Origin of the sequence: Candidatus Nitrospira nitrificans (assembly GCF_001458775.1) — a bacterium.
Lineage (GTDB): Bacteria > Nitrospirota > Nitrospiria > Nitrospirales > Nitrospiraceae > Nitrospira_D > Nitrospira_D nitrificans.
Genome location: NZ_CZPZ01000013.1, coordinates 1 through 12,747, shown reverse-complemented (window position 1 = coordinate 12,747; position 12,747 = coordinate 1). Strand labels below are relative to the sequence as shown.

The following is a 12,747-nucleotide window of genomic DNA, read 5'->3' as shown; positions in this document are numbered from 1 at the left end:
GTGATCATGTTCTCGTTCGCGGCTGGACTCTCTTTGCCACTCTCTTCATGGTATGGGCGGTGAACACCCGCAGGAACTGGGCTGACTTGTCAGCTGACTGTATCAGCCACGTCATGGGGCCGCATTGACGGTGTGAGCTGAAAATTACTGAATCTCTTCCATGGACGAAGAGGATTGACAATTCTCACTACCTAGGATACTGCTCCGGTCAGAAATGGAGAGGGGAGGATATTTTTAAAGCAGACTTGAGAAAGCACGTTGTTTCACGTAGAGCTCAATTTTCACGAGAAGGTAAGTCCCAGCAGCTCCTTGAACAAGAAACGAGTTTTACCGAAGTTGGGAATCACCGAAGCTGTGATAGAAACTGTCAACCAGGAGTGCTCCACAGTAATCCGTCGACGGTCGTGCAGACAATGGATTCGCGATACAGATCGTTCTGAAGAGGAAGCAACTGAAGAGGGTGGGATTCACCAATCCGTGAAGAAGGAGAGCTGTTGATGAAAACGTTGGTTTTAGCAAATCAGAAGGGTGGCGTGGGGAAAACGGCGATTGCCTGTCAACTCGGGTATTTTCTCGTCGAACAGCTCAAGAAACGGGTTTTGATCATTGATTTAGATCATCAGGGGAACACGTCAAAAAACATCATCACGTCAAAGCTGGCAAACATCTCGGCTGTCACGGCCAATCAATTGTTGACCGATCCTGTCGCCACCATTGAGGATGGGAACTTTGTGGTGATTCCGTCTCATAGTGATCTTCTTAAGCTCGAGCGGCGGGAAGAAGATCACAACCAGTTTGCAACGAATCTCAAAATGTTCCTCAATGAAATGGATGACCGGTTTGATGTGGCCATCATCGATACGAATCCGAACCCCGATATCCGCGTGCTCGCGTCCCTCGTGGTGGGTGATTTTGTGCTGTCCCCGATTCAATTGAATCAAGAGGCCGTCGACGGCATTGCCGCGCTACGAGCGCAGGTCCTCAAGATACAAAGCACGTTGAACAAAGATCTTCGATTCATCGGTCTTCTTCCGAATCTAGTGGAGCCCACTCCGTTTCAACGCGCTAATATGGAACAACTCAGCGCGGCCTTTGCGTCGCTGTTCATCAGACTGGATGATGGGCGCATGGCCGCCATTCCCTCGCGCACGGCCGTGGCTGAAGCCCAGGCGATGGGGGCGCCGATTTGGACTTTGCAAAAAACAAGTTCACGCGATGCGTGGATGCATCTCAAACCGATCTTTCAGAAGGTTGCTCATACGATGGGGGTTACAGAATGAAAAAACCAATGACCGCGACGTTGGATCTCACCGCTCTCGACCGTACCGCTCCTGCTCCCGCTCCCGCGCCAGATCCGATCGCCAAAGAACGGACCGTGACAGCGGAAGTTTTAGGGCGTCCGCTTCAAATCCCAGTCAAGGATATTGACGAAGATCCCGGGCAGCCACGTCAAGAATTCCGCGCGGAGAGCATGGAGGAATTGGAGAATAGCATCAGGCTGCATGGCGTTAAAACGCCGATCTCCATTCGTCCGCACCCCACGGAGCAGAAGCGATGGATTCTGAATTTCGGTGCGCGACGGCTCAGAGCTTCGAAAGCCGTGGGGAAAGCCACGATTCCAGCATTCGTCGATCGGTCGCATACCGACTATCAGCAAGTCATTGAGAATTTGCAGCGGGAGGATCTGAAGCCGCGTGAGCTGGCGATATTTATCAAAAGAAAGATGGACGAGGGGGAGAAGCAGGCCCAAATTGCCGAACTCCTTGGCGTGAATCGGTCCATGGTCACGAATCATTTAGCGCTTATCGATCCCCCGGCCTGCATCGATGAGATCTACACGTCAGGGAAATGTTCATCCGCCAAGACGCTCTACGACTTGCGAAATCTCTATAAGGAGTTTCCCAAAGAAGTCGAACGGTGGTGTGCCGCCGCTCAAGAGATTACGCGCGCGACTGTGTCGGCCTTATCCGCAAAACTCAGAGGTCCACATAAACAAAAAATTGCCTCGCCGAAAGTGGAGCAGGCGAGCGAGGGGAAGACGCTCAATCCAGCGGCAACGATGCCGTCGTTGATCGTCATCTTTCAGGATCGATCGGGCACCGTGGACTTGCATAATGCACCTCAACAGCCCAACCACCTGATCGTCAATTTTGCGGATGGGAAGCAAGAAGAAGTGTCAGCTCGGCAATGTCAAATTGAACAGATTATTTTCCAGTAACTTCCTGCCGTTCGTTCCCCCTCTCCATCTCTCAGGTGGGGAGGGGGCATCAAGAACCGCCAATTTCATCATAGTCGTTTTGCTATTCATCAGTCTTTCAGATCGCCGTCAATCGCTTCCTGCCACTTTATCTCAATACAGTTACGAATAGGGTGATGGTGTGGCCAGTTGTTGGACATGTCCAACAACATCCATCATGGCGTAGTCATCGATATCATACGTCCTGGTGTGTTTCGCTCTATCAGAAAGAGCATGTGCTCTTCAACGCGAGTCGGATCCGGCTGTACTTTGAGCAAATAGGATCCTGTGGCTTACTTGCTGTTGCTCTGTTGTGACGACGTCACGGCTTGAACGTTTGATCCAGTCTCAGCTTGTTTTGACGCATCGGCTCTTTCATGGCTTCAGCTGGCAATAGCGTATCGAGGTGCAGGAAGCCATCGCGATGATGTCGTTGAGTGCGATATGTCAATTCTGCAGAGGGTAGGCTTATAGGCTGTGGATTGGCTCTGTTATGTCGGTATGAAATGATGGGATAATTTGATCGCTGCTCACGTGGATGTAGGATTGAGAAGAAATGGTGAGAGTAGGATAATGGAGCCGATATCCGATCTGAGTCTCGACGAGTTTTCACATCGTCGATCAGTGCAATCAATTCAATCTTCAGAACGGACTATCCTCCATGCAGATCACTGATTGAATCACACGAAGTTGTGATCATGCCACGTTGGTTTGCGCAGTGTCGGCTGATTGGATACGCACTTGTCTTCTTAGTCTTGAATGATTGAATCTCCCAAGCCCCGAGGGTGCAAGTTTGGATTGTAGCGCTTGGAGAAATTCATGGCGAGCGCGCCTATCTCCTGTGTGCACTTTCGATGGGAAAATGGATTCAGGGGAGAAGTCGGACTTAGATCTGTACGGGGCAAGCGGCGCTTGCGTATCTCTCTCGCGCATCACGTTCCACCGTATCAATTATCCATCAGGCATGTCACGGAAAATCTCATCTCGACTGTTGAAGCCAGAAGGAGCACTGACTGCTGATATTCGTACCTCACCTCAGTATTCGTGGATCGATCATCCATAAGATTCCAGAACTTTAAAAGCCTCGGATGTCACGTACGGTCTTTCCAAAACTGTGGGGTCCTTGATCCATAGGAATCGGTGATCTGTTGGACATGTCCAACAGATCACTCGGTCACCTTTGATCGCGTAATACCTCACGGACTTGGCTATGGCTATTATGACCGAAGGCAAGGTGGCAAACTTTGAGCTCGCCAATTAATTTGAACATGACTCCGAGCTCACGGTTAGGCCAATCTTCCACTCCAAGCTTGCTCTTACTATTGGGCGTGGGGGAATAGGCAGTCTCGGCCATGGGCCATGAATAGAAACAGTCATGCAATCAGACATTCTGTCCCGCGTTGGGTTGGCCTGGTCGATGACTGATGACTGTCTAGAGTTACTGAAGTACCCGTGATTTGGAGTGGGCCCTCGTTGCGGATCGATTTTTGGTTTTAACTCTGGTGGATGACTGGTGTTGACCAGTTGAAAGCCAACACCGCTGACGAGGACAACCAGGACGCGCTTTGCCACTTTCGCATTGTTAGCTGGCCCCTAGATTGGCACTCGTGAGGGCCGCTTCTTTTGGCTGAGCAGTTTCGAACACAATTGCATAGAAGGGAGTTCTCTCAAAGAAAAGGAGATGCCATGTTGAATGTATGTCGTCGGCTTGAACGTGGCTGAATCGATACTCGATGATATCCGGCATCACATGAGCTTTCGTCATTTCCTCCAAGAGCTCACTTGGTATGGGGTATCGCTTGACGTCAGCCCAAACTTGGTCGTCGGAAACCACCGGCAGCAAGCCGTGATGATGACACAGTCCGCGGATGACCTTCCTCAAGATGCGCATAAATCGAGGGTCATCAGCTGGATAGATCTTGTGTCTTTCGCCTTCAGCTAGCTCGACCGGCATCAGGAGTTGAGCGACGTGACGCCTCCGGCGATCACCGTCGGATTGCAAGAAACTTCGGCGCGTCTTACCCTCCCGGAGTTCTCGCACGATGGGGTTCGCTTCGCCCACCAAGACGGTTCGGAAATGAGGTTCGTCTGCCCAACCGCTATTGCATCGTGAACAGGCGGGAACTGTTATCCGCTCTACCCGAGAGCCAACTTTTGAGGGCGGATATAGTCCACGCGGCACGACGTGATCCTTCGTCGTCGCTTTGCCTCCACAGTATGCGCAGATTGGCTCGGCCATTCTTCAGTGGCCTTCCTTGCTGTGCCAGCTAAAGATCGAGCTTCAGCCGCAGCGCTTCACGATTGCACCCGAGCAACACCGGATTCGAGCACCTGTTAGGCCGACATGCCTTTGTGCAAGAAGCCTTCATCAATGGTTGCGTCCACAACCATGAGCACTTCCTCGACGATTCGTTCGAGGGATGCCAGGCTGTTACGGGAGATATCCCACGCCATGTCCGAGTGAACGTACTTGCTCTCGCGGAATCCTGAATAGACTCGGTGCGCACCAGCGTTGGGATCGGGCTGCATCGCGCCGACCTGGAAAACGATCATGGTAGTGCTCGAAGCTATTGCGACCGGCCACATAGTGCTTGAACTCCTTGCGGTACCCATCGAAGACTCTCTTCGCCGCTAGCATTTCAATCTGGCCCACCAACGTTTCGAGCATGTTTCTGCAGCCGCCCCAGGCGGCAAAATAGAAATGCACGTCAGAGAGAACAGGGCGCATCCGAGACGAGCCATGCAGGATGTAATCGCGCATTTCGACCTGGGATGCACCACTGCTCGGTTCGGGCGGCCCAGACTGTGACCGCCGAATTGCTTCCTCGATTCGCGACATTTGGACGCGAGCGGCTTCGAGGTGTAATTGAAGTCGCTCGTAAGCAAAGCTGGCAGCATTGCCGTTTGCAACGACGAAGAACAGCTTTTCGCCGTGAGTCATCGTGGCCCAAAAGGCCTTTTCAGCGTCCATATCCATGCGTAATAGTGATCAGGCGTGAGTAGTGACTTAATTCGTGGCATTGCCATGCTCACGCTGCTTATCAGCGCAAACACAGTTTATTATGCCCAAGTTGCACTGGCACTTTTGACATTGGCTAGGAGGTATGTACCATCTAGACTTGGTTTGAACGCGCTACGTCGAATGTGTTCCGCCTGTCGGATACTGGTGAGCAGCTCTTTGAATATCGCCTGATTCATGTTCGATATCTGCCTCCAAATGTCGGACCTCAGCTTGCCGATCGTCGGTTATGTGGCCGACGTGCCTGGTGAAGAAGCCGAATCCAGCGATCAATCCTCGGCACTAGCAGGGCTATAGCAATGTCTGGAGCTTACTCAGCGTTTCCATCACCATGTTTGACGATGCAGTCCCTTTCTTTACGGCTTTGCGAGTTTTCCAATCCAAGCTCTTGACCTGATCTGCCAATACCACACTTGTTTGATAAGCATCGTCGCTGACGACGACTTCGAACGGATAACCCTTCTTGTGGCTGGTCATGGGGCAGCAGAGCATCAACCCGCTGACTCGATTATAACTGGCGGGTGAGAGCACAAGCGCAGGCCGGTGTCCAGCCTGTTCGTGACCGGATTGGGGGTTGAATTGCAACCATACGATATCCCCTCGGTCAGGAACATAGTCCGACTTCTTCATCACCAGACCTCGCGGCCGACCGAGGCGCCTGTCTCAACCTCGCCGTGCACGTTCTTCGGAGTAATCTGTTTGACGAGATCTTCGAGGTGATACACACGCCGGACATGAGGCCTCAATATGACGTTGCCGTCCTGCACCTCAATTTCCAAGTCATCCTGCTCTTTAAGCCCGACTTGCAGGGCGACACTTTTCGGGACTCGAATCGCCAGACTGTTACCCCACTTCTGCGCTGTCGTTTTCATGCAACGTCCTCCTCTGTAGATACACTGTAGATACTATGCTGGACGATGGACGACGTCAAGAGAGCTTGAAGCAGGTGGCGTAGTGGATTGGTTGGGGAAGGGGGGGCTGATCGCCAGCCAACTGGGTGAAGATAACGAGTGCCTGCCGTAACTTAGAAAAATGCTCCGCGCGGTGGAGCTGGAACCAACGTAGGCCTTACCTGCTTTGGACCATCGGCAGTTCGCGTGACCCTTCGGCCGCTTGCTGAATCCGCAAGCGTTCGAGGCGCGAGGCTTCAAATACATTGTGGAGCATGTCGTCCGCCACTTGGGTCAGCTGGGCCGCCGCATCTTTCATGTCGGCGTGCTCGACCAAGCGCGACACCACTTCGGCTTTGGTGGCTCCTTTCTTTTGGCCCATGAACGGCTTGAGGAGAAGATAGGCCACGTCCCGCACCGCCATGTGCCGCAAGAAACGACGGAGGAGCTGAAAGGTCTGGAGCGGGTAATGGAGGAGCTTATAGAGAAAGAGCTTTTTAATCCCGGCCTGTCGCACACGGTTGATCGTTTCGCCGGAGAGACAGGTCGGATCAATTTCTGAACATTTGAAATATTTGTACCAATCCGTGGTTTCGTTCACCAGCCCGCGTTTCACATATTCCTGCCACAAGGGGGTGCCTCGATAGACACAGAGACGATTGAAACCAAAGGTATCGAGCGGAAGTCTTGATGCGAAATCGAAGGTGGCGTTCATGTCCTCGATCGTCTCGTCAGGATTCCCGACAGTAAAGAATCCGTGCACGATCTCCACACCGGCCTTTTTCGCGTTCTTCACCGCGGTCGTCACCTGGTCCAGCGTCTGTTCCTTCTTCAACCGATCGAGAATCCTCTGGCTGCCGCTCTCGATTCCGAACATCATGGCGCGGCAATTGGCCTTGGCCATGGCCGGGAAGAGATGTTGAGCGACGGAATCCACGCGCCCCTCGATGCCCCACCGGATCGTGAGTTTTTCATCCATGATCCCGTTACAAATCGCCTCGATCCGCTTGGGCTGCAGCAGAAAATGATCGTCGACAAACCCGACGGATTTATAGCCAAGCGCTTCGAGATGCTTCATCTCCGCGACGACATGTTGGGGGCTGCGGGCTCGCCACTTTCCTTCGTTGAAGATCGGAATGTCGCAGAAAATACAGGGCCAGGGGCACCCCCGGGAGGTTTGCATCGTGGTGAACCGATCCATCGAGAGCACGACCGGGACGTCCAGCGGCATGGACTCGACATAGTCGAGCTTCAGGCTTTCGCGATCCGGGAATGGCCACTGATCGAGCTGCCGTTCCATGGCGCGGTTTGGATTTTGGATGACCTGTCCATTCTTCATCCAGGTCAGACTGGCGACATCTTGGGGGTTCTCGAAGTTTGCCAGCAGATCGAGCAGCAACTGCTCGCCGTCTCCACGACAGACAAAGTCGACTTCCGGGCATTGCAATTTCACCAAAGACGCGTTCAGGCTGGCAAACACGCCGCCGAACGCGAGTTTGACAGTCCGGTTGGTCGCACGAATCTCCCGCGCCAGCATCTTGGCATAGGGATAGCTGGTCGTGCTGAGAAAACTGAGGCCGACGAGCGCCGGTTGCTCTCGATTAATTTGGTCGACGATAACCTGGTTCGGGGTGTCAGGGTTGGCCTGGTCGAACATCACGCATTCATGCCCCGCCTGCTTGATGACCGACGCCAGCGACATGATACCGATGGGAGGAAATCCCATCACACGAACATTACCGTTGGCAGCGCGTGTTTTAGCCGGCAGAGCGTAGAATTGTGGATCGCGAACGTGGATGAGAAAAACTCGCAGACAGACTCCTTGATTCGATCTCGATCAGACGCGGAGTGATTGTTGACGGAGTGAGTACGGGAAAGAACTAGGAAGCAACAAGGCTAGCCGAGCTGATGATTGCAACGTACCATGCGTAAGTTTCGCTGTCAACGACGCAGCGAACAATTCCTGATGTCACGGCGCATCCGGTGTGTCGGGCTGCCTCCTTGATGGTTGATAAGCGGAATAGTGGACGGAGAATCCAGATCAGGAGTTCATTGCTGCATCGGTTTGAACGAACAGAACGCATACCTCTGGGCTATTATCTCGGTCACCACTCAACCCAGTGCGGTCTGAAACCAATTCCTTCTCACGCGATACAGGCGTCCGGGCTAGAGATTCATCGGATCGCGGGATCGGGCTCTACAGGATAAAATCGTGTGTTGAGCCGCGGGCCGACAGAGGACGGCCCGCTTCTAACGCGCGTAGAACCTCATCCCCTTCGGCCAGCAGGCTTTCCATATCCGCCGGCTCGGTGATCTCACGTCTGGCTTCCTCCAACACCAACCGGATATGCCTGGCGGCTGCCACACGTCGATCCTCGCTCGTGGTGCTGCTGCACACATTCTTGAGGAGCTGGATCAGGCTTCGGGCGACAGCCGGCTCCTTCGCCCCGAACCGGCGGATTTGTCCCGTGCCAAGCTGCAAGTAGTCCACAAGATCCGGGAACGGAATCGCCACACGCACGGTGCCATGTTGGTCACGGTACAGCCGATCGCCCAGTCGTCGACGAGCCAGGACGCAGAGGATTTCCGACAAGTGGTGCACGGCTTGGGTCGCTGTGTAGGGATCATTGATTGCCGAAGAGAGGGCTTTGTTCCCGATATCGACCAAGCGGCGGATGCCGAAGGGAACATCTTGCAGCATGGTGCGCTCGAATCCGACCTGGACCGAGTCTCGAATTGCCTCCTCTAGTCCGGGCTCGGAGAGCAGGTGATCGGTCGACCGGTGCTAGACCCACGCGATCGGAGTCCCGGCGACAACGTGGTGCCCCACTGACTTGATGAATAGGATAACCAGATCTTTCTGTGTCGCAGCTTGGACGAGCGCGTCGGGGTCGATTTCTTGAATGTAGCCGGAACGGTCGGAGGGGAGGGGCACGGCCCATGCGGGTGGGTTCGGGCACCGCTCCTCTGATTCCTGGTAGCCGCTTTGGTCCGGGTAGAGGTCGTCGATGACCTCAAGCGTCTCGCGTACGATCATGCTCATAACCCTGTCGATCTGAATCGAGGATGAAAGATGGTGGATGAAGTAGATAAGCACGCCCAAGCTTGCGAGCCCCAGCCCAAGCGATCCGGAGACGGCCAGACGCGGCATGAACGCCGCCTCGTCGGGATTCTGGACGCCGACAGTGTGTAACCCCGCCGTGCTGTATGCGAAAGCGCCCACGAAGATGCTCAAGACAAACTGCGTACCGCGGTCACGCATGAAATTGCGCAGTAGCCGTGGGGAATACTGGTTCGAGGCGATTTGCAAGGCGATAATCGTCAGCGCAAACACCAGCCCGGTCACCGTGATCATCGTGGATGACACCACAATAAGCATTTGACGAGCGTCCTCGGGCGTGCCCTGAAAAACCAGCCATCGCAAAGGAGAATCGTCGCCGATCGGCACGTGGGACAACGCGGCTCCCGCCACCAGGAAAATCACGACGGACAGGGTCGGCATGACCCACAGCGCGCTGCGAAGGTGATCCCACAACACCCGACGCCGACCAAGCACATTCATATCGCGGCCTCCTATGCCGATCTATCCCCGCTAGGTTGAAGGAGAAGCGGGCTCGATTAACCATGGCGCCAAACAAAGCTTCAAGGGCGCTCACGCTGGAGATGGAAGGAATGATCGCCGAACCAGAGGTGCAAGCTGAGTCAGTATATCGAGATTGATCTCCACTAAGCAAAATTCATCATGAGCCACGACCGGAAAGAAAATCCTGGATTGGGAGAAAGAGCCGGGCTCAACTCCGGTTCGCCCTCTGGTTAAACCTGGCTAGCGATCGTCCGTGCGGAGAGGATGATCGGCCCTTCTTGCTTGATCGACCCCGAAAGAGGATAATTCGAGTGGGTGGGGATCAGCCATGCCTGCATCGTGGAATCGAATCAAGCCGTTTGCGTTCAGTCTTGCCGCGTTGATGGTGGGATTGGTGATCCTCCATCTGGCCACTGATGTTGCGAGATCTTTTCTGTCGCTGTTTCCTCTCCAGACGCCGTTCGAGGGGGAAAACCCGCTGTCTGCGGCAAGGGAAGAGGTCGCCGCATGGACGCCGTTGGCGATGCGCATCTTGAGCATGGGTTTGATCGTACTGCCCATTTGGTACTTTCTACGACGTCATGAACGGGAAGAGGAACTTCAACGGCTCGATCAAGGCTGGGCGGCGCGTCTGCGCGCGCGCAGCGAAGAGCTGTCGGCCGTCAATAACGCGCTCGTCAGCGAGGTGTCGAAACGAATCGATACCGAACAATCGCTCGAAGCCAACCGGCGGGATCTTCGTCTGCTTGCCTCGCAACTGCTTCGGCTCCAGGAGGAAGAGCGACGGCGGATCTCGCGCGATCTGCATGACGATATCAATCAACGGCTCGCGCTCTTATCGATCGACATCGAAATGCTGGAACAACAGCTCGCGAGCGCGTCGGTCGATACCGTCACAACGGTGCATACGATTCAGGACCGTATCGTCGAGCTTTCCGAAAATGTTCGCCGCCTGGCCTATCAGTTTCACCCATCGATTCTTGACGACCTGGGTTTAGCCATTGCGCTCCGGCGCCTCGTCGATGACTTTCAGGCCCGCACCGGTCTCGTGGCCCGGTTCGTAGGCAAAGACATACCGCAACACGTGGCGCAAGAGGTCGTCACCTGCTTGTACCGCGTCGCGCAAGAAGCTTTGGCGAACATTTCTCGCCATGCCAGGGCAAAGAACGTTCACGTTGAGCTCAGGCGAGTGCGCGACGGGCTCCAGCTGATGATCAGCGATGATGGAGTGGGATTCGACGCGAGTCGCGACAGCGGTCGGCGAGGAAGCCTCGGTTTGTTGAGCATGAAGGAACGCGTGTTCTTGGTCGCCGGAACCTTGGACATACAATCGACACGAGGCGAGGGAACCCGTATCTGTGCCTGGGTGCCGTTCAAACAGGAGCGCGCATGAGCAAGCCTCGTGTGCTCTTGGCGGATGACCACACCTTGGTGCGGGAAGGATTCAAAAAGCTGCTGGAAGAACATAGTGAAGTTGTAGGGTCCGTGGAGGACGGACGGGCGTTGCTGGAGGCGGCGAAACGATTGCGGCCGGACATCGTGGTCTTGGATATCTCGATGCCGAAGCTGAACGGCCTCGACGCGGCGCGCCGTTTGCGAAAGATCGTTCCTCAAGCCCGATTGATTTTTGTCACCGTGCATGCCGACTCAGATTATGTCAATCAAGCCTTTCAGGCCGGCGCATCCGGCTATCTGCTGAAAAGGTCGGCCGGTTCAGAACTGCTCCAGGCGATTCAGGCCGTGGCAAGCGGGAATTACTACATTACGTCCTTGGTCGCCAAAGACTTGGTCCAGTCCACGCTGACAGGCGCGGCGCCGTCCATGACAGACCCGAACCGCCTGACGATGCGACAGCGGGAAATTTTGCAACTGGTGGCCGAAGGACTGACCCTCAAGGAAATCGCCTCGACGCTCGGCCTTTCTCCAAAGACGGTCGAGTATCATAAGTCGAAGCTGATGGAACAGCTTGGCCTCCATACGACGGCTGAACTGACGAAATTCGCCTTGACCCACGGCCTCACGTCCGCATCCGAATAGACTCCTCCTCTTGCCCGATTCCACCCAGTGGAATTTCCTCTATCCATCCTAGGCACGTGCCTTATGGCGCATACCATGACGCTCTGGTAACTATTTACTCAAAAGACTCGCTCGTTTCCACATGAAAGGAGGTTGATATACGAGTTGAGCACAGCGGTTTGTATTCGATGCGTATCGACGAAAAGGAGGAATAGTTATGGCGACATCAAGTGACCGCGGGTATGACATCTCGCAGTGGTACGATTCGAAGCCGGTAAAGATCGGCTGGTTGGCGATGCTGGGGATCGGCGTGTTTTGGGTGCTGTACCAGCGGACGTTTGGGTACTCGCACGGCCTGGACTCCATGACGCCGGAGTTCGACTCGGTATGGATGGGGCTGTGGCGGTTCAACATCCTGGCGAACGCCGTGTTCTTTGCCGTGTCGATCGGCTGGATCTGGGTGACGCGGGACCGGAACCTGACGAACCTGGACCCGAAACTGGAGTTGAAGCGGTACTTTTACTGGATGGGGTGGTTGGTGTGCTACATCTGGGGCGTGTACTACGCGGGCAGCTACACGTTGGAGCAGGATGCGGCGTGGCACCAAGTGATCATCCGGGACACGAGCTTCACGGCGAGCCACATTGTGGCGTTCTACGGGACGTTCCCGTTGTACATCACGTGCGGTGTGTCGAGCTATCTGTATGCGCAGACGCGGTTGCCGCTGTACAGCCAAGCGACGTCGTTCCCGTTGGTGGCGGCGGTGGTGGGGCCGATGTTCATTCTGCCGAACGTGGGGTTGAACGAGTGGGGCCATGCGTTCTGGTTTGTGGATGAGCTGTTTGCGGCGCCGTTGCACTGGGGCTTCGTGACGTTGGGCTGGTGCGGGTTGTTCGGGGCGGCGGGCGGGGTCGCGGCGCAGATCGTGAGCCGGATGTCGAATCTGGCGGACGTGATCTGGAACAACGCGCCGAAGACGATTCTGGATCCGTTCCCCAGTCAG

10 protein-coding genes and 1 pseudogene are annotated in these 12,747 nt (G+C 54.9%); 6 read left to right on the top strand and 5 right to left on the bottom strand.

Annotated elements, in window-relative coordinates:
- Positions 1–497: 497 nt before the first annotated feature.
- The 3 genes from COMA2_RS10365 (at position 498) to COMA2_RS19780 (ending at position 4,178) form a co-directional block, all read left to right on the top strand.
- Entirely contained in the window at positions 498–1,280 is a 783-nt protein-coding gene (locus COMA2_RS10365) for a ParA family protein (RefSeq protein ID WP_090897460.1), read from the top strand.
- The gene (locus COMA2_RS10360) at positions 1,277–2,218 is read left to right on the top strand and encodes a ParB/RepB/Spo0J family partition protein (protein ID WP_090897457.1); all 942 of its coding nucleotides are present in this window, start codon (positions 1,277–1,279) and stop codon (positions 2,216–2,218) included. The genes COMA2_RS10365 and COMA2_RS10360 overlap by 4 nt, the downstream gene beginning before the upstream one ends.
- A gap of 1,711 nt (positions 2,219–3,929) precedes the next feature.
- Complete coding sequence (locus tag COMA2_RS19780; RefSeq protein ID WP_139077259.1) at positions 3,930–4,178, top strand: hypothetical protein; 249 nt, start codon at positions 3,930–3,932, stop codon at positions 4,176–4,178.
- Positions 4,179–4,570: 392 nt separating this feature from the next.
- On the opposite strand, the gene COMA2_RS19775 is transcribed toward COMA2_RS19780, so the two are convergent.
- From COMA2_RS19775 to COMA2_RS20730, 5 genes and pseudogenes are all read right to left on the bottom strand, one after another.
- Complete coding sequence (locus COMA2_RS19775; protein ID WP_139077257.1) at positions 4,571–4,822, bottom strand: hypothetical protein; 252 nt, start codon at positions 4,820–4,822, stop codon at positions 4,571–4,573.
- A 724-nt stretch (positions 4,823–5,546) separates the two neighbouring features.
- The gene (gene mazF / locus COMA2_RS10345) at positions 5,547–5,885 is read right to left on the bottom strand and encodes an endoribonuclease MazF (protein WP_090897449.1); all 339 of its coding nucleotides are present in this window, start codon (positions 5,883–5,885) and stop codon (positions 5,547–5,549) included.
- A complete protein-coding gene (locus COMA2_RS10340) occupies positions 5,885–6,127 on the bottom strand; it encodes an AbrB/MazE/SpoVT family DNA-binding domain-containing protein (protein ID WP_090897447.1) in 243 nt (80 codons plus the stop codon). The genes mazF and COMA2_RS10340 overlap by 1 nt, the downstream gene beginning before the upstream one ends.
- A 196-nt stretch (positions 6,128–6,323) precedes the next feature.
- The gene (locus tag COMA2_RS10335; protein ID WP_245630961.1) at positions 6,324–7,871 is read right to left on the bottom strand and encodes a B12-binding domain-containing radical SAM protein; all 1,548 of its coding nucleotides are present in this window, start codon (positions 7,869–7,871) and stop codon (positions 6,324–6,326) included.
- 471 nt (positions 7,872–8,342) lie between these two features.
- Positions 8,343–9,707, bottom strand: a pseudogene (locus tag COMA2_RS20730) (DUF2254 domain-containing protein).
- A 349-nt stretch (positions 9,708–10,056) separates the two neighbouring features.
- Between COMA2_RS20730 and COMA2_RS10320 the strand changes: the two are divergent.
- The 3 genes from COMA2_RS10320 to amoC form a co-directional block, all read left to right on the top strand.
- Positions 10,057–11,121, top strand: a complete 1,065-nt coding sequence (locus tag COMA2_RS10320; protein WP_090897435.1) for a sensor histidine kinase — start codon at positions 10,057–10,059, stop codon at positions 11,119–11,121.
- Entirely contained in the window at positions 11,118–11,765 is a 648-nt protein-coding gene (locus COMA2_RS10315) for a response regulator (RefSeq protein ID WP_090897433.1), read from the top strand. Before COMA2_RS10320 ends, COMA2_RS10315 begins: the two co-directional genes overlap by 4 nt.
- Positions 11,766–11,961: 196 nt before the next feature.
- Positions 11,962–12,747: bacterial ammonia monooxygenase, subunit AmoC (amoC, locus tag COMA2_RS10310; RefSeq protein WP_139077255.1), on the top strand; the 786-nt coding region annotated here is incomplete at its 3' end.